This window comes from Brachybacterium tyrofermentans (assembly GCF_014897585.1).
In the GTDB taxonomy this organism is placed as follows: domain Bacteria; phylum Actinomycetota; class Actinomycetes; order Actinomycetales; family Dermabacteraceae; genus Brachybacterium; species Brachybacterium tyrofermentans.
On record NZ_JABUXW010000007.1, the window covers coordinates 87,926 to 105,790 of the forward strand.

The window sequence follows — 17,865 nt, forward strand, 5'->3', positions numbered from 1 at the left end:
CGTGGCGCTGCGACCTCATGACAGCTCATCCATGACGACTCATCCATGACGAAGGAGTTCCGATGAACGACGACACCATGTACATCATGTCCATCGACCAGGGCACCACCTCCACCCGCGCGATCGTCTTCGACCACGGCGGCCAGATCGTCGCCAGCGGCCAGAAGGAGCACGAGCAGATCTTCCCGAAGTCGGGCTGGGTCGAGCACGATCCCAAGGAGATCTGGAAGAACACCCGCGACGTGGTCGGCAAGGCGCTCGTGGAGGCCGACATCAACCGCCACCAGCTGGCGGCCGTGGGCATCACCAACCAGCGCGAGACCGCGGTGGTGTGGGACAAGAACACCGGCGAGCCGGTCTACAACGCGATCGTCTGGCAGGACACCCGCACCCAGAAGATCTGCAACGAGCTCGCGGGCGACGAGGGCGCCGACAAGTACAAGGAGCGCGTGGGCCTGCCCCTGGCCACCTACTTCTCCGGCCCCAAGGTGAAGTGGATCCTCGACAACGTCGACGGCGCCCGGGAGAAGGCCGAGGCCGGCGACCTGCTGTTCGGCAACACCGACGCCTGGCTGCTGTGGAATCTCACCGGCGGCACCAGCGGCGGCGTGCACGTCACCGACGTCACCAACGCCTCGCGCACGATGCTCATGAACATCGACACCCTGGACTGGAACGAGGACATCGCGAAGGACATGGGCATCCCGCTGTCCATGCTCCCGGAGATCAGGTCCTCCTCCGAGGTGTACGGGAAGGGTCGCAAGAACGACCTGCTCATCGACACCCCGATCGCGGGCATCCTCGGCGACCAGCAGGCGGCCACCTTCGGCCAGGCCTGCTTCGAGGTGGGCCAGGCCAAGAACACCTACGGCACCGGCAACTTCATGCTGATCAACACCGGCGAGGACCTGGTGCGCTCCGAGAACGGGCTGCTCACCACCGTCGCCTACAAGATCGGCGACAACAAGCCGGTCTACGCCCTCGAGGGATCGATCGCCGTGACCGGCTCGCTCGTGCAGTGGGTGCGCGACAACCTGGGCCTGATCAAGGACGCCCCCGAGATCGAGGACCTCGCCAAGAAGGTCGACGACAACGGCGGCCTGTTCATCGTCCCGGCCTTCTCGGGCCTCTTCGCCCCGCACTGGCGCTCCGACGCCCGCGGCGCGATGGTGGGCATGACCCGCTTCCACAACAAGAACCACATCGCCCGGGCCACCCTGGAGGCCACGGCCTTCCAGTCCCGTGAGGTGCTGGACGCGATGGTCGCCGACGCCGAGAGCGAGGGCGTCGAGCTCTCCGAGCTCAAGGTCGACGGCGGCATGGTCATGAACGAGACCCTCATGCAGTTCCAGGCCGACATCCTCGGCGTGCCCGTCGTGCGCCCGAAGGTCATCGAGACCACGGCGCTCGGTGCCGCCTACGCGGCCGGCATCGCCGTGGGCTTCTGGGACGGCGAGCAGGACGTCATCGACAACTGGGCCGAGGACAAGCGCTGGGAGCCCGCGATGGACGACGAGACCCGCGACCGCTACCTGCGCCTGTGGAAGAAGGCCGTCGAGCGCACCCTGGACTGGGTCGACGACGACACCGAGGCGCTGTACAGCTGATCGACGAACTGCGAACGCGGAGCAGTCGGCGAGGTACGAGCCAGCCGTGCAGTGTTCGCGGGAGGGGATCAGCAGTTCCACACAGCTGAACCAGCCGACTGTGACCACGCCAGTGCGCGCTGGGCTCCCATCGAGGGAAGCCCAGCGCGCACTGTCATGGGCGGGGCGGGTGATCGCGGGGCATGTCACCGTCTGGCAACGGAGGGCGTCTTCGGCCGGGACGGGGCGTATCCTCGGCGTCACCCTTCAGCACCGACGCCCGCACGGCGTCCCGTCACCATGTCCCCGAGCCGGCCCCGCGCCGCCGCCGGGTTATGACGGGGCCCCGTGCCCCGATCCGCAGCGTTCGTCCCGAGCGCGCTCCGTCCGACCGTCCGCCCCTCGACCCCCATCCCGACCACCTTCCCCACCCCAGAGATCGGAGTCCTCTCATGGATCTCGTCTTCAAGATCATCGCCCTGACGGTGTATTTCGCCGCCATGATCGCCATCGGCCTGTACGCCTTCCGCAAGACCTCGGACGGCGAGGACTACATGCTCGGCGGGCGCCAGCTGCACCCCTTCACCGCGGCGCTCTCCGCCGGCGCGTCCGACATGTCCGGCTGGCTGCTGATGGGCCTGCCCGGCGCGCTGTACATGAACGGTCTGGTCGAGGGGTGGATGGCCATCGGCCTCACGCTCGGTGCCGGCTTGAACTGGGCGTTCGTCGCGCCGCGCCTGCGTCAGTACACGCAGATCGCCGGCAACTCGATCACCGTGCCGAGCTTCTTCGGCAACCGTCTGCATGACCGCACGAACATCCTGCGCGTCGCGGCGGGCGTGATCATCCTGGTGTTCTTCACCTTCTACGTCTCCTCCGGCATGGTCGCCGGCGGCGTGTTCTTCGAGTCGACGTTCGGCGGCTCCTACCTCATGGGCATGCTGCTGGTCGCGGGCGTCACCATCTTGTACACGCTGTTCGGCGGGTTCCTCGGGGCCAGCTACACCGACGTCGTCCAGGGCATCATCATGATGATCTCCCTGATCGCGGTCCCCATCACCGCGATGATCGTCGTCGGCGGACCGGTGGCGATGTTCGAGTCCGTGCGCGAGGTCAACTCCACCTTCGGCTCCCTGACCGCCGGCGGCACCTTCATCGGCATCGTCTCCTCGGCCGCATGGGGCCTGGGCTACTTCGGCCAGCCGCACATCATCGTGCGCTTCATGGCGCTGCGCTCCTCGCGCGACGCGAAGTACGGCCTGGTCGTGGGCATGAGCTGGATGATCATCTGCGTCCTCGGCGCCGTGTTCACCGCGCTCGCCGGCCTGGCCTACTTCCAGCAGAACGCCGATGCGGTCCTCACCGACGCCACCAACGGCGAGTCGGTGTTCCTGGACCTCTCGCAGCTCCTGTTCCACCCGCTGATCGCCGGCTTGCTGCTGGCCGCGGTGCTGGCGGCGATCATGTCCACGATCTCCTCGCAGCTGATCGTCTCCAGCTCCGCGCTGATCGAGGACCTCCTGGGCGGCGTGGGCATCAAGCTCAGCGCCAAGGGTGCCCTGTGGGGCGGCCGCATCGGCGTGCTCGCCGTCGCGGTGATCGCGCTGATCCTGGCCATGAACCCGGACAGCTCCGTGCTGGGCCTGGTCGGCTTCGCCTGGGCCGGTTTCGGCGCCGCCTTCGGACCGATCGTGCTGCTGTCGCTGTTCTGGCGCCGGCTCACCATGGCCGGTGCGGCCGTGGGCATGGTCGCCGGCGCTGCGGTGGTCTTCATCTGGGGCCAGTTCACGCCCGACGTCGCCTGGGGCCTGTTCGGCGATCAGCATCTCTACGAGATCGTCCCCGGCTTCCTGGTCTGCCTCGTGCTGGCGATCGTGATCAGCATGATCACTCCTCAGCCGCCGGCGAAGGCGATGGAGGAGTTCGACGAGATGCTCGGCTCCCTCAAGACCGGAGAATTCATCGATCATTCGGCCGACGCGGAGCCTGCCGGCTCCGGCGCGACCGGTTCCGGCTCGGCGGTCTGACCCGCCCAGAACGCCTGATCGACACCCGGCGCCCGCCCGACGAAGGACCGTCGGGCGGGCGCCGTCCTGTGTGCGCGCTGCTGGATCGGTTCCTGCGGATCAGGCGGCGAACAGCCGCTCGTCGACAGGGCCCGCCACGCCGGGCCGCACCGAGAACAGGGACCCGGCCTGCGGATCCTCACCCTCGGGGAGGTTCTCCCGGCTGGTGGTGATGAACAGGGTGCCGCGGTCCTCGCCGCCGAAGGTGCAGGCCGTGACCTGCCGCGCCGGGACCTCGATCCGGGCGGCGACCGCTCCGCGCCCGTCGAGGCCCAGCACCTGGCTGCCGCCGTGCATCGCGACCCATACGTTGCCCGCCGCGTCGAGCGTGAGCCCGTCGGGGGAGCCGTCCTGGTCGGTGAGATCGGCGAAGGGCCGGCGATGGGTCAGACCGTCCGCGTCGGACCAGTCGAACAGGTCGACCCGGTTCGTCGGGGTGTCGACGTAGTACGCGAGAGTGCCGTCGGCGGAGAAGGCGAGCCCGTTGGAGATGGTGAGGTCGCCGACCTCGCGGCGGGTGGTGCCGTCGGGCAGCAGGCGCCACATGGAGGCGCCGCCGGGGCGGCCGTCATAGGCCATCGAGCCGCACAGGAACGAGCCGTCGGGCGCGATCGCCCCCTCGTTCATCCGCACATCCTCGTCCCACAGGGGCGGGAGCAGGCTCATCGAGCCGTCGGGATCCTCGAGGCCGAAGCCCTTCTCGAGGGCGAGCACCGCGCCCCCGCTCGAGGCGGGGCGCACGCAGGCCACCACCGGGCTGGGGGTGGAGAGCCGTTGCACCGTGCCGTCGGCGGCGAGGTGCATGAGGTCGCCGGCGAGCATGTCGACCCAGCGCAGCCCGCCCCAGGTGTCGGACCAGTACGGGCCCTCGGCGTGATAGCAGATCGAGTCGGTGAGGCGGTCGGCGTGCATGAGGGCTCCATTCGCTCGGAACTGCGGTGCGGCCCACCGTACGGGGTGCAGCTGGTGACGGGTACCCGCGGAGGGAGGAGCAACGGGCTGGCGAGGGCTGGGCGGCGGGCCGCCGCTACTCAGCGCGGCAGCGCTCCGAGGGCCTGCGCGACCGGGACGGCGCTCGCCGCGGCCCAGGCCTGGGGCCGGCACGCGGCGGGATAGGGGAGCGGCGGATCGACATCGTCGCCGCTCGTGCCCCCGAACAGCTCGGGCAGGCGCTGGTCGAAGCCGTCGGCCGCGCGGAGCAGTCCCCGGGCCACGACCTGCGCCTCCGCGTCGAACCCCGCGCGGAGCAGACCGCGCAGGATGTACCCGGTGTCATGGGTCCACACGCTGCCTCCGTGGTACCGCAGCGGCCCGTAGGCGCCGTTGGTCGTGGACAGGGTGCGGATCCCGAAGCCGGAGAACAGGCTCAGATGCAGCAGACGGTCCACCACCTGGCGCTCCTGCGCCGCATCGAGGATCCCGGTGCCGAGCAGGTGGCCCATGTTCGAGGCGACCCCGGTGACCGGGTGCTTCTCGCCGTCGAGGGCGAGCGCCACGAAGGGCCCCAGCTCGTCCTCGCACCAGAACGTCTCGTGGAAGCGTGCGTGCAGGCGCTCGGCCCAGGCGCGGAGGCGGCCGGGGAGGCTGGTGCTGGAACCGTCCCTGGACCCCTCGAGCAGTGTCGACTTCTCGACCGGGCCCGACTCCTCGAGCAGATCTGGCTCCTCCAGCAGATCCGACTCCTCCAGCAGATCCGCGGCGTGCCGGGCTGCGGCATAGGCGTATCCCTGCACCTCGGCCGGGGCGATCGCCCCGGTGGCGACGGAGCCGTCGGCGAAGCGGATCGAGTCCCCGGAGTCCTTCCAGCCCTGATTCGCCAGGCCGTGCCCGGAGTCGTCGAGGTACTCCAGCAGAGCGTCCCCGTCGGCGTCGGCGTGCTCGAGCAGCCAGAGCGACGCCGCCTCCAGCGCGGGCCGCAGCTCGGCGAGGACCGCGTCATCCAGCCCCGCGCGCCGGGCGTCGTGGAGCAGCTCGATCCACAGCGGGGTGGCGTCGATCGTCCCGTAGTAGACCGGCGGCAGACGCGTCTCCACCATGTCCATGCCCTGGGCGCGCACCTCGTGGAGGATCTTCCCGGGCTGCTGCGCGGTCTCCACGTCGACGATCGTCCCCTGGTGACGGGCCAGGGTGCGCAGGGTGCCCTCGGCGATCGAGCGGTCCACCGGCAGCGCGAGAGAGGCGGCGATCAGCGCATCACGCCCGAAGAGGGTGAAGAACCACGGGGCGCCGGCGGCGAAGAAGGTCTGGGCGGGCTCGCCCGGCACCTGCAGACGCAGTGCGTCGAGGTCCGACAGGGAGCTGCGCAGCAGGCGGTCGACGGCGCGGGACTCCGGGGTGGGGGCCGTTGCGGTGCCGGGCTCGATCGAGGCGGCGGGATCGGTCGAGGCGACGGGATCGGTCACCGCGGCCGACGGCGCGATGGCGCCGGCCCACGGCTCGCTCGCTGCCTCGAAGGGGACCGACGGATCGTCCAGGTCGAGGCGCCAGGAGGCGAGCGCCTCCCCGCGGGCCGGCGCCTCGAGCGCAACGGTCCAGGTCACGATGGGCCCGTCGGCCGAGAGGACCTCGTCGGGACCGCGCGAGACTGTTCCGGCACCCACGGTCAGCCGTGCGCGACCGCCCTCAGTCCCGATCGGCCACCGGGCCGTGCCCGGCTCGAGGGTGACAGCCGGGCGGGCCTCGCCCTCGGCGAGCGCGAGGCGATGGTCCTTCACCGCGGACATCGACATCCCGTCGGCGATCAGCGCGAGGCGGAGCACCACGCGGCGGGGACGGTCGTCGTCGGAGACCAGGCGCAGCTGCTCCCGGAACCCGTCGGCGTGCGCCGTGCGGGTGCGTTCGAGGGTCAGCAGCGGATCGCCCGCTCTGTCCGCCGTGGAGACGACATCACGATGGACGATCTCGTCGGCGGCCCGCACCTGCACGCCCAGTGGGGAGAGGTCCGCGGCCCGGGCATCGCAGCGCAGGTCGGAGACCACCCGGGTGTCCCCGAGGTAGATGCCCTCGGCGCCTGCGCCGAGCATGGCGCCGTCGGGCCGCGACCAGGCCTGGACCGGCGCGCGGAGCACGCCGACGAGATCGTGGACGAACGGCTGGTGCCGCGGGATCGGGCGCTGGGCGTCCAGGGGCGGCAGGGCGGTCGAGGCTGCCCCATCTGTCGGTCTGCCCGCGTCCTCGGAGTGCAGGCCGGGCGAGGTGCTCTCGTGCATGGATCCTCCGATCGACGGCAGGCCGGTGCCTGACGGTCAGCCCTCGCTCTGCATGCTCGCGAGGGAGTGGGCGATGTCGCGGGTCGCGGGGTAGAGCTCGCGGTACATCCGGTAGAGCTCGTCGTAGCGCGCCGTGGCGGCGGGGTCCGGCACGCAGACGCGATCGATCGAGTTCCAGGCGTCGGTGTCCTGGCCGTGGACCGCGCGCGCGGCGAGCATGGACGTGCCGTAGGAGGCACCGACGGTGCGGCGCGGGATCTCCTGGGCGAGGCCCGTGACGTCGGAGACGATCTGCGGCCACAGCTCGTTCTGGGTGCCGCCGCCCACGGCGACCACCCGCTCGACGCGCACACCCGCTGCGCGCAGCTCCTCGAGGTGATGGCGCACGCCGTAGGCGGCGGCCTCGAGGGTGGCCCGGTAGAGATCGCCGCGCGTGTGCGAGAGGGTCAGCCCGGCGATCACGCCGCGGGCCGACGGGTCGTGCATCGGGGAGCGCTCCCCGGCGAAGTAGGGGAGCATGAGCAGGCCGTTCGCGCCGACGCCGCTCGCTGCCGCCTCCAGGACCAGGTCCTCGAAGTCGGCCCCTCCGGTCAGATCGCGCATCCATCCGGTGATCGCCCCGGAGCTCGCCATCCCGCCGGACAGGGTGAAGGTGCCCGGCGTGGTCCCGGCGGTCACCCACATCGCACGGCTCGGGGCCGGCTCGGCCGTGATCGCGACCAGGAACGTCGTGGTGCCGTACATGAGCATGACGTCTCCGGGCGCAGTGGCGCCCACACTGATCGCCTCGGCCCAGGCGTCGGTGCTGCCGGCGACCACGGGCGTGCCCGCCTCGATGCCGCTGAGCCCCTGGGCGGCAACGGCCGTCACGGTGCCGGCGACGTCGCCGGACCAGGCCAGCGGCGGCAGCTCCAGTCCCGGCGCGACCTGCTCGGCCCAGGGTCGATGCCAGTCCAGGGTCTCGGTGTCGTAGAGCGGGGTGACCATGCTGGCGCTCGCGTGATCGAGCACGTACTCGCCGGTGAGGCGGAACGCGAGATAGGACGACGGCATGAACAGGTGCGTCGCCCGGGAGAAGACGTCGGGCTCGTGATCGGCGACCCAGCGGATCTTCGGGCCGGCGGCCTGGGAGGAGAGCACGCAGCCGCTGCGGGCGAGGATCTCGTCCTCGCCGAAGCAGTCGGTGAGCTCCTGGATCTGCCGCTCGGCGCGGGTGTCGACCCCGTAGAGGATCGCGGGGCGCACGGGCTCCCCGGCGTCGTCGGCCAGCACCACGCACGGGCCCATCCCCGACACGCCGATCCCGGTGACGCGAACATCTGTGCCGGCGGTGAGCTCGGCGGAGATCCCGACGAACTCCTCCCACCACACCCGGGCGTCCATCTCGACATGGCCGGGCGCGGGACGCTCGACGGCGTGCTCCCGGGTCGCCGTGCGCAGGATCGTCCCGTCGAGCGCGACGAGCACCCCCTTGGCGCTGGACGTGCCGATATCGACGCCGAGCACAGCCTCCTCGTACTTCGTCATCGACCAGCCCTTTCGTCGCCGCCTCGGCGTGATGGCCCGGTCGGATCCGCCGATGGGCCTGCTCCATACTGCCACTGACCGCGCCCCGATATGCGTCGCTCCGGCACCGCGGCCCGGACCCGTACCCGGGCTCGGATCGCCTCCCGGGAGGGGGCCCGATCTGCTCGGCGTGGGCGCGCCCGGCTCCGACGTCGATAGGATCGGCAGGCAGAACATATGTGACCCGGGCACATCCGTGCCTCGACGCAGGGGTCGGGGACGGACCGACGACGAGACCGGACTGACGACGAGACCGGACTGACGACGAAAGGAGCGGGCATGCTCGAATCGACCATGGATCCGCAGCTCCTGCACCGCGCGGCGTCCGCGTACTACCTCGACAACCTGCGCCAGGCGGAGGTGGCCGAGCACCTGGGGGTCTCCCGCCCGACGGTCAGCAAGCTGCTCACCGAGGCCCGGCGCATCGGGATGGTGCGCTTCGAGGTCCTCGACGTCTCCGGCCCCGATGTCACCGATCTGGAGAAGCGGCTGCGGGACCTGCTGGGCATCGACCGGGTGCGGATCGCCCCCGGCGATCAGCGCGAGCGGGAGTTCCGCGGCATCGGTGACCTGCTGGGGGAGGAGCTGCGCCGGCTCGAGCTGCGGCGCGGCGACGTGCTCCTCATCTCCTCGGGCACGACCACGCGCGCCGTGAGCAGGATGCCCGGCATGCCCGAGCTGCGCGGCGTGATCATCGCTCCCACCGTCGGCGGTCAGCAGGAGTCGGATCCCGTCTTCCAGACCAACGAGATCGTGCGGAACCTCGCCGACCGCACCGGCGGCGACCCGCGTTTCATCTTCGCCCCGGCCCTGCCCAGCCCCAGCCTGTGGCGCTCGCTGCAGGCCGATCCGAGCTTCATGAGCATCACCGACCTGTGGACCCGGGCCTCCGTGCTGGTCTCCGGCATCGGCGCCCCGTACTCGAGCCGTGAGTCCCTGACGTCCGTGGTCCCGCGCGATGACCCGTCGCTGCGCAGCGCGGTGGGCGACGTGTGCCTGCATTTCTACGACGCCGACGGGAACACCCTGGTCTACCCCGGCTCGGACCGTCTGGTGCGTCCCTCGGCGGAGGTCCTGCGCGCCATCCCCACCTCGATCGCGCTCGCCGCCGGGCGCGGCAAGGCCCTGTCGATCCGGGCCGGGGCGAAGGCCGCGCTGTTCACCACGCTGATCACGGACGCGCCGACGGCAGAAGCCGTTCTCGCCGACACGGAGTCCGAACAGGGCTGATCGGGACAGGGCGGGACGGAACGGGGGCTGAGTAGGACGGAACGGGACTGAGCAGGTCTGGGCGGATCGTCGCCCGCCCTTGGGTCTGTCCTGGTGTCCGCCCCTATGCCTGCCACAGTGCCTGCCTCTGCCCCCGCCTCTGCGCACGCCACGTGCCGACATCACGGTCGAACATTTGTGCTTGACGAATGTGCGTCCTGTGCCTAGGCTCACAGGTGACCGGCTTCTGCGGCCCGGGGTGGCCAGGCCCTCCGAGCGGATCCGTGGACGGCGGCCGCCGGTGCCGCGCAGTGAGCCTGAACGTAGTGAAGGAGAAGTGTCGAGATGACCGATGTCCCCAAGACCATGCAGGCCGTGGTGATGCACGCGCCCGAGGACTACCGCCTCGAGGACAAGGACGTGCCCACCCCCGCCGCCGATGAGCTGCTGATCCGGGTCGAGGCCGTCGGCGTCTGCGCGAGCGACCTGAAGGCATACGCCGGTGCCGCCAAGTTCTGGGGCGACGAGAACCGTGAGCGCTGGGTCGAGCCCGGCATCACCCCCGGCCACGAGATCACCGGCCTGGTCGTCACCGGGTCCGACGAGGCGCTCGCGCTGCATGGCGTGAAGCTCGGGGACAGGATCGTCGTCGAGCAGATCGTGCCCTGTGAGGAGTGCATGTACTGCAAGCGCGGCTGGTACTGGATGTGCGGCCCGCACGACATGTTCGGCTTCAAGCACTACGACGGCGGCATGGCCGAGTACATGATCGTGCCCTCGCTCGCCCGCGCCCACACGATCTCCCCCGAGATCCCGCCGCACCACGCCGCGTTCGCCGAGCCCCTGAGCTGCTCGCTGCACGCCGTCGAGCGCGCGCAGCTCACCTTCGACGACGTCGTGGTCGTCGCCGGCGCCGGCCCGATCGGCCTCGGCGCGATCATCGGTGCCTCGCACAAGACCCCCAAGATGGTCATCGCCCTCGACTTCGACGAGCACAAGCTCGAGCTCGCGAAGAAGTGCGGAGCGGACCTCACCCTGAACCCCTCGAAGGTCGATGTCTACGAGGAGATCCGCGCCCTGACCGGCGGCTATGGGGCCGACGTGTACATCGAGTGCACCGGCCACCCCAGTGCGGTCTCGCAGGGACTGAACCTGCTGCGCAAGCTGGGCCGCTACGTCGAGTACTCGGTGTTCAAGGAGAACGTGTCGGTGGACTGGTCGATCATCTCCGACGACAAGGAGCTCGACGTGCTCGGCGCCCACCTCGGCCCGCACTGCTGGCCCGCCGCCATCAAGATCATCGAGTCCGGCGTGCTGCCGCTCGACGAGATCTGCACCCACCAGTTCGGCCTGAAGGACGTCCAGAAGGCCCTCGACACCGTCGCCGACTCCGCCGGCGCCTCGATCAAGGTCTCGATCCTCCCCGGAACCTGACCCGTCCGGCCGCGGTGCCGACGGCTCCGCGGCCGCCGACGCCGACGTCGTGGTCGGAGCGTCCCGCCTGACGCTCCGGCCACGGGGTCCCGGCGATCAGCCGCTGCCCATCCCACCTACGAGCCTTCCGGATCGCAGTCGTTCCGGACCACCTCACCCCTAGTCGTTCCGGACCGCAGCCGTTCCGGATCACTTCACCCCGCTGGGCGTTCCGGACCGCAGCCGCTCCGGATCACCAGCTGTCGATCAGCACCACGGACGTCCGGTGAGCTCGACGCCGAGCTCGCCATCCCGCCGCACACGGCCCGCCGATGAGGGCAGGCCCGCGCCTCCCATCCAGGCCACCGCGTGGTCTGCCCCCGGTCCCGTCGCCGCCCGCAGCAGACGGCCCGCCGGGCCCCTCCAGAGGAAGGCTCTCCATGAGCACAGCAGCAGTCGCCGAGCACGGGAGCCGCCCCCGCCCGGCGCGCCCGCCGAAGAGGCACCTGGGCCGGTGGATCGCCGCCGCGCTCACGGTGCTCGCCCTTCTCGTCGTGGTCCTGGGCACCAAGGTGGTGCCCGACGGGCAGGAGGAGGTCGCCGGGCCCGCCGCGTTCGACAAGGCCACCTTCGGAGCGCAGGAGTTCCCGACGGTGCAGAAGCAGGTCACCGAGCAGGCGGTCCCCGCGACGGAGCTGGCCGCGGCGATCGCCGCGGACCCGAAGGCTGCCGCCGCGGACCATGGCGTCGAGGCGGCCGGCAACACCGTGTACAGCACCACCTTCACCGGCACGGTCGGGGAGGGGCAGGCCGGTATCTACGACGTCGCCATCGAGGGCATGCCGAAGAACGTCACCGTGCGGATCCAGACCGGCCCGGCCATCAACGGCACCGAGCTCCGCGACGCCACCGGGAACTACGGCTTCGGCCAGTTCACGAACCAGATCGAGTTCCAGGACGCCGGCGCCGCCCTCAACGAGGAGATGAAGAAGCAGGTCCTGGATCCGGTCGATCCGAGCACGCTGAGCGGGAAGACGGTCACCGTGACCGGTGCCTTCACCGCCATCAACCCCGAGGGCTGGCTCGTCACCCCCGTCTCCCTGGAGGTGGCATGAGCACCGCGACCGGGTCCGTCGCACCGGAGGACAGTACCCGTGGCGACAGGGTGCTGGAGGCCCGTGACATCGTGAAGACCTACGGCGGCACCCGGGCGCTGAAGGGCGTGAACTTCGAGATCCACCGCGGCGAGGTCACCACCTTGTTCGGGGAGAACGGGGCCGGCAAGTCCACGCTCATGAAGATCCTCTCCGGCGTGGAGCAGCCCACCTCGGGGCAGATCGTCCTCGAGGGCGAGCCGGTCACCTTCGCCACCACGAACGACGCGCGCGACCACGGCATCGCGATCATCCATCAGGAGCTGAGCCTCGCCCCGAACCTCTCGGTGCGCGACAACATCTTCCTGGGCCGCGAGATCACCAGAAACGGGGGAGTGGACTTCGCCGAGGAGACCCGGCAGACCGCCGCGCTCCTGGCGGAGATGCACCTGGACGTGGACCCCTCCACGATGGTCGGGGACCTGCGGGTGGGCCAGCAGCAGATCATCGAGATCGCGCGCGCCCTGTCGATCGACGCCCGCATCCTCATCATGGACGAGCCGACGTCGGCCCTCGCCGCCCGCGAGGTCGAGATCCTGTTCGAGATCATCGAGGACCTCACCTCCCGTGGCGTCTCCCTGGTCTACATCTCGCACCACCTCGAAGAGGCTCTGCGGGTCACCGACCATGCGGTGGTGCTGCGGGACGGCTCCATGACCGCCCGCGGCCGACGCGAGGAGATCGACCTGGACTGGATCGTGCGGCACATGGTCGGCGAGAACTTCGACCTCGGCACCGCCCCGCAGGGCTACGACTTCGGGGAACCGGTGCTGGAGATCCAGGAGCTCACGGTGCTGGACCCCGAGAATCCTGAGCGCGCGGTCGTGGATCAGCTGTCCCTCGAGGTCCGCGAGGGTGAGATCGTCTGCGTCTACGGCCTCATGGGGGCCGGTCGCACGGAGCTGCTCGAGGCCGTCGCCGGTCGCGGGGAGATCGCCGGGGGCCGGATCCTGTTCCGCGGCGAGGAGCTCGGCACCGAATCGATCCGCGATCGCCTCGCGATGGGCATCGGCCTGGTCCCCGAGGACCGTCAGCGCGACGGATTGGTGCCGACGATGACCGTCGGCCAGAACCTCACCCTGGCGAGCATCACGCAGTTCCTGCGTCGCGGCTTGACCTCGCGTCGTGCGGAGACGTCCCTGGCCACAGGGTTGATCCACGACGTCACCGTGAAGGCGCCCGGGCCCGACGTCAGCATCGGGTCGCTCTCCGGCGGCAACCAGCAGAAGGTCGTCATCGGCAAGATCCTCGCGACCCGGCCCGGCGTGATGCTGCTGGACGAGCCCAGCCGCGGCATCGACATCGGCGCCAAGTCCGAAGTCTTCGGCCTGCTCGCGGACCGTGCCCGCGAAGGGCTGGCCGTCGTGTTCTCCACCTCCGAGATCGAGGAGTGCTTCGGCATCGCCCATCGCATCGTCGTGCTGCACCGCGGCCGCATCTCCGCCGAGTTCGGGCCCGACGCCGAGAAGGCCGACGTCATGGCCGCCTCCGGCGAAGTCGTCTCCTCCTGACCCTGCTCCCTGAACGGATACGCCTCATGACCTCCACCGCCGCAGGCGACGCGCCCCGGATGCCCGACAGCCCGACCCCCGACAGTCCGACGCCCGACAGCTCGAAGCGGGGCTCGTCGACATCTGGCTCCTCGACGCGGGAGCGCTCCTCGCTCGACATCTCCAAGGTCCTCATCGAGAGTCGGGCCTTCCTGGCCCTCGCGCTGATCATCGTCATCTTCTCGCTGCTGTCCCCGAACTTCCTCACGGTCGACAACCTCCTGATCATGTCCTCCCACGTGGCGATCTTCGCGCTGCTCTCCCTGGGGCAGCTGCTCGTGGTGCTCACGGGCGGCATCGACCTGTCCGTCGGCTCGATCCTCGGCTTCACCGCCGTGATCGGCGGCTTCCTGCTGCGCGGCGTGCCGCTGAGCATGTTCGGGGTGACGCTGTACCCCAGCGTCCCGGCGGCCGTGCTCATCGCGATCGTGCTCGGCGGGGCGCTGGGTCTGATCAACGGCGTGCTCGTGGCGAAGTTCAAGGTCGCGCCCTTCGTGGCGACCCTGGGCATGCTCTACGTGGTGCGCGGCTTCGCCCTGCTGATGACCAACGGACGCACGATCAACGACCTCTCGGGCGAGGAGGCGCTGGGCAACACGGGCTTCGAATGGCTCGGGTTCAACCGCATCCTCGGCATCCCTGCCGGCGTGCTCATCATGGCGGTGATCGCCCTGGTCATCGCGGTGGTGCTGGGTCGCACCACCTTCGGTCGGTGGTTGTACGCGACCGGCGGCAACGAGCGCGCCGCGCAGCTGTCCGGGGTGCCCGTGCGCACGGTGACCGTGTGGGTGTACGTCATCTCCGGGCTGTGCTCGGCGGTCGCGGGCATCATCCTCGCCTCGACCCTGACCAGCGCGAGCCCCACCGCCGGCAACACCTATGAGCTGACCGCCATCGCCGGCGTGGTGATCGGCGGCGCCGCGCTCTCGGGAGGTCGCGGCACGGTGCGCGGCACCCTGCTCGGCGCCTTCGTGATCGGCTTCCTCTCCGACGGGCTCGTGCTCATCGGCGTCTCCGCCTACTGGCAGACGGTCTTCGTGGGCGCGGTCATCGTGGTCGCGGTGCTGCTGAACACCCTGCAGTACGGCCGCCCCGGCGGCTCGAAGCGCAGGGCCCGACGGAAGCCCGGGACGGACACGGGCGCCTCGCCGGAATCCCCGTCGGCGCAGAACTCCTCGCCCCAGCGCTCCCCGTCCGATCCCCCGCTGGCTGAGCCCTCGTCGACTGAAACCCCGTCGACCGAACCCTCGTCGACCGAACCCTCGTCGACCGAGCCTCCGCGCCGGGGGTCACCACCGACCGACTGATCCAACCTCCGACCCCTCGACCCAGCTCTCCATCCACCCAGTCTTCTCCATCCACTCAGTCCTCTCCACCCGCTCGCTTCTCTCCACCCGCTCACTCCTCTCCATCCATCCGGCTCGCCGCATCTCGCGCACGAGCTCCGACGCCTCCCGATCGGGAGACGTCGCCCTGAAAGGAACACATCATGGAACGCAGGCATTTCCTCTCCGCACTCGGCATCGGGGCCGCAGCGGCCGGTCTCGCAGCGTGCTCCGGAAGCTCTGACGACGCCGGAGGAGGCTCCGGCGGCGGGTCGTCCGACGGCGGCAGCGATGGAGGCGGCGGGGGCACGGACGGCGGTCTGATCACGATCATCGTCAACGACCCCTCGAACCCGTACTGGAAGATCGAGGGCGACGTCGCCGCGGCGAAGGCCGAGGAGCTCGGCTACACGACCACCATCGGCGCCCACAAGGGCGACACCAACACCGAGAACACCCTGGTCGACACCGCGATCTCCAACAAGTCCGTGGCCCTGATCATGGACCCCGCGAACGCCGACGGCTCGATCGGCACCATCAAGAAGGCCATCCAGGCCGAGATCCCCGTCTTCCTCATCAACGCGGAGATCAACGAGGCCGGCCTCGTCAAGGCGCAGCTGGTCTCCAACAACGCCCAGGGTGCCGCCCTCGGCGCCCAGGAGTGGGTGAAGCAGATGGGGGAGAAGGGTCAGTACGTCGAGCTGTTCGGACTGCCCTCGGACAACAACGCCCAGACCCGTTCCAACGGCTTCACCACCACGATCAGCCAGTACCCGGATCTGGAGAAGGTCGGCGAGGAGGTTGCGGACTGGGACCGCACCAAGGGGCATGACAAGGCCCAGTCGCTGCTCCAGGCCAACCCCGATATCACCGGCCTGATCTCGGGCAACGACGAGATGGCGCTGGGAGCGATCGCGGCCTTCAAGGAGGCCGGGGCGCTCGAGGGGATCATCGTCGGCGGCTTCGACGGCTCGCCGGACGCCATCGAGGCGATCAAGAACGGCGAGCTCGCCTACACGGTGCTGCAGCCGGTCGCGACGTTCGCGGAGCTGGTCATCGAGATGGCCGATGACCTGCTGCGCAACGGCACCGAGCCGGAGACCGAGAAGCAGGCGCTGGACTGCATCCTCGTGACCGAGGACAACGTGGACAAGATGACCGCGCCGTTCACCTACACCGAGTGAGGCCGGGCGCCGCCGCGCCGCGAGGCGCGTGCGGCGCCTGATCGTCATCGCCCCACCGATGATGCACGTCGGTTCCCAGTGGCACATTTGTGCTTGACGTATGTTCTGGATTCGGCCTATGGTCGTGCCGATCCTCGGCCCGCTTCGCCGAGCCCGGGGTCGCGTTCGAAGGTCGGGGATCCGGCCGCGCCCACACGAAGGAGTGTCCTGTATGAGTTCGGCGACGCAGGCAGCCGGTCCGATCGGTGGAACAGGCGGTCGGGAGACCTTCCTGGACCGCCTCGGCATCCCCCACGTGCTGCGCTGGGGCTTCCTCGGCGTGCTCGTGTTCATGACCGGCAACGGCATCGAGTCGAACTTCGTCTCCCCGCACATCGCGCAGGCCTTCGGCGGCGGCGACGACAAGATCGACCTCGCGGCGAAGATCATCACCGCCTACAGCCTCGCAGTGCTCATCGGCTCCTACCTCGCCGGGGCCCTCTCCGACCTCATCGGCCCGCGCCGCGTGATGGCCCTGGGCGTGGCTGTGTGGGTCGTGTTCCAGCTCGCCTTCCTCGGCTCCCTCCAGCTCGAGTCGGTGCCGCTCATCGCGATCTCCTACTTCCTGCGCGGCTTCGGGTTCCCCCTGTTCGCCTTCGCGTTCCTGGTATGGATCAACGCCGTGATCGACAAGGAGCGCAACGGCGCCGGCGTCGGCTGGTTCTACGTCATGTTCACCGGCGGCTTCCCAACCCTGGGCTCGATCGTCGCCGTCTTCCTGATCGGCGGCTTCGGCGGCGGCCACACCGGGCAGACCGGGGCGATGGCTGCCTCCACGGCAGTGGTCGTGGCCGGCTTCCTCATCGCCTGGTTCGGGGTGCGCGAGAAGCACGGCTCCATGCGCCTGGCGCCCCAGGGCGAGTCCTCCGCGGGCGTGATCCTCTCCGGCCTGCGCCTGACCTTCACCAACAAGCGCATCGCGATGGGCTTCCTGACCCGGTTGATCAACACCGCCCCCGAGTTCGGCATGTTCATCATCCTGCCCAACGTCATCGCCGGGTCGATCGACGACGGCGGCCTCGGCTGGAGCCAGTCGCAGTGGCTGGTCATGACCGCGATCGTGTACGCCGGGAACATCCTGTTCAACGCTGCCTTCGGCACGCTCGGCGACAAGTGGGGCTGGACGAAGACGGTGCGCTGGTTCGGCATCGTCGGCTCCGCCATCGGCCTGCTGCTGTGGTGGTACGTGCCGCACATGGTCCCGGCCGGCTCCGACTGGGGCTTCGTGGTCTCCGTCGCCGCGGGCACCGTCTTCGGCATCCTGCTCGCCGGCTTCGTGCCGCTGGGCGCGATCATGCCCGCGATCGCCCCGAAGCACACCGGCGCCGCGATGGCGATGTACACGACGGCTGCGGGCGGCGCGACCTTCCTCGGCTCCGCCGTGGTCGCGATCGTGCGTCCGCTCGCCGGGAACGTCGGCGTGGTCTGGGCCTTCATCCTGCTGTACGCCTGCGCCTTCACGATGACCTTCTTCTTCAAGGTGCACCAGCCCCGCCTGCACGGCGAGCAGGTGCAGGATGAGGCCGACGCGAGCACCGCGGCGTCCTGATCCAGCCCCCGTCCG

The 17,865-nt window shown here is 70.0% G+C and carries 12 protein-coding genes; 9 read left to right on the forward strand and 3 right to left on the reverse strand.

The window, feature by feature from the left end:
• Positions 1-62: 62 nt before the first annotated feature.
• A complete protein-coding gene (gene glpK / locus INT49_RS06725) occupies positions 63-1,607 on the forward strand; it encodes a glycerol kinase GlpK (protein ID WP_193116951.1) in 1,545 nt (514 codons plus the stop codon).
• 431 nt (positions 1,608-2,038) lie between these two features.
• On the forward strand, positions 2,039-3,613 hold the full coding sequence (putP, locus tag INT49_RS06730) for a sodium/proline symporter PutP (RefSeq protein WP_193116952.1): 1,575 nt from the start codon (positions 2,039-2,041) through the stop codon (positions 3,611-3,613).
• A 99-nt stretch (positions 3,614-3,712) separates the two neighbouring features.
• On the opposite strand, the gene INT49_RS06735 is transcribed toward putP, so the two are convergent.
• The 3 genes from INT49_RS06735 to INT49_RS06745 all read right to left on the reverse strand — a co-directional run bounded on the left by INT49_RS06735 (position 3,713) and on the right by INT49_RS06745 (position 8,388).
• Positions 3,713-4,564, reverse strand: coding sequence for an SMP-30/gluconolactonase/LRE family protein (locus tag INT49_RS06735; protein WP_193116953.1), 852 nt, complete (start codon positions 4,562-4,564; stop codon positions 3,713-3,715).
• 119 nt (positions 4,565-4,683) lie between these two features.
• Positions 4,684-6,861: a glycogen debranching N-terminal domain-containing protein gene (locus tag INT49_RS06740; RefSeq protein WP_226849874.1), complete on the reverse strand. Its 2,178-nt coding sequence runs from the start codon at positions 6,859-6,861 to the stop codon at positions 4,684-4,686.
• A gap of 36 nt (positions 6,862-6,897) precedes the next feature.
• The gene (locus tag INT49_RS06745) at positions 6,898-8,388 is read right to left on the reverse strand and encodes an FGGY-family carbohydrate kinase (protein ID WP_193116954.1); all 1,491 of its coding nucleotides are present in this window, start codon (positions 8,386-8,388) and stop codon (positions 6,898-6,900) included.
• A 318-nt stretch (positions 8,389-8,706) separates the two neighbouring features.
• On the opposite strand from INT49_RS06745, the gene INT49_RS06750 reads away from it, so the two are divergent.
• From INT49_RS06750 to INT49_RS06780, 7 genes are all read left to right on the forward strand, one after another.
• Entirely contained in the window at positions 8,707-9,657 is a 951-nt protein-coding gene (locus INT49_RS06750) for a sugar-binding transcriptional regulator (protein WP_193116955.1), read from the forward strand.
• A 324-nt stretch (positions 9,658-9,981) separates the two neighbouring features.
• Positions 9,982-11,070 (forward strand): zinc-binding dehydrogenase, encoded by a 1,089-nt coding sequence (locus INT49_RS06755; RefSeq protein WP_193116956.1) that lies wholly within the window; start codon positions 9,982-9,984, stop codon positions 11,068-11,070.
• A 419-nt stretch (positions 11,071-11,489) separates the two neighbouring features.
• Positions 11,490-12,164: a DUF2291 domain-containing protein gene (locus tag INT49_RS06760; protein ID WP_193116957.1), complete on the forward strand. Its 675-nt coding sequence runs from the start codon at positions 11,490-11,492 to the stop codon at positions 12,162-12,164.
• Positions 12,161-13,714, forward strand: a complete 1,554-nt coding sequence (locus INT49_RS06765) for a sugar ABC transporter ATP-binding protein (protein WP_193116958.1) — start codon at positions 12,161-12,163, stop codon at positions 13,712-13,714. Before INT49_RS06760 ends, INT49_RS06765 begins: the two co-directional genes overlap by 4 nt.
• Before the next feature lie 26 nt (positions 13,715-13,740).
• The gene (locus tag INT49_RS06770) at positions 13,741-15,060 is read left to right on the forward strand and encodes an ABC transporter permease subunit (RefSeq protein WP_226849876.1); all 1,320 of its coding nucleotides are present in this window, start codon (positions 13,741-13,743) and stop codon (positions 15,058-15,060) included.
• Between the two features lie 182 nt (positions 15,061-15,242).
• On the forward strand, positions 15,243-16,262 hold the full coding sequence (locus INT49_RS06775) for a D-ribose ABC transporter substrate-binding protein (protein WP_193116959.1): 1,020 nt from the start codon (positions 15,243-15,245) through the stop codon (positions 16,260-16,262).
• 211 nt (positions 16,263-16,473) lie between these two features.
• Positions 16,474-17,850: an RbtT/DalT/CsbX family MFS transporter gene (locus INT49_RS06780; protein WP_193116960.1), complete on the forward strand. Its 1,377-nt coding sequence runs from the start codon at positions 16,474-16,476 to the stop codon at positions 17,848-17,850.
• Positions 17,851-17,865: the final 15 nt, after the last annotated feature.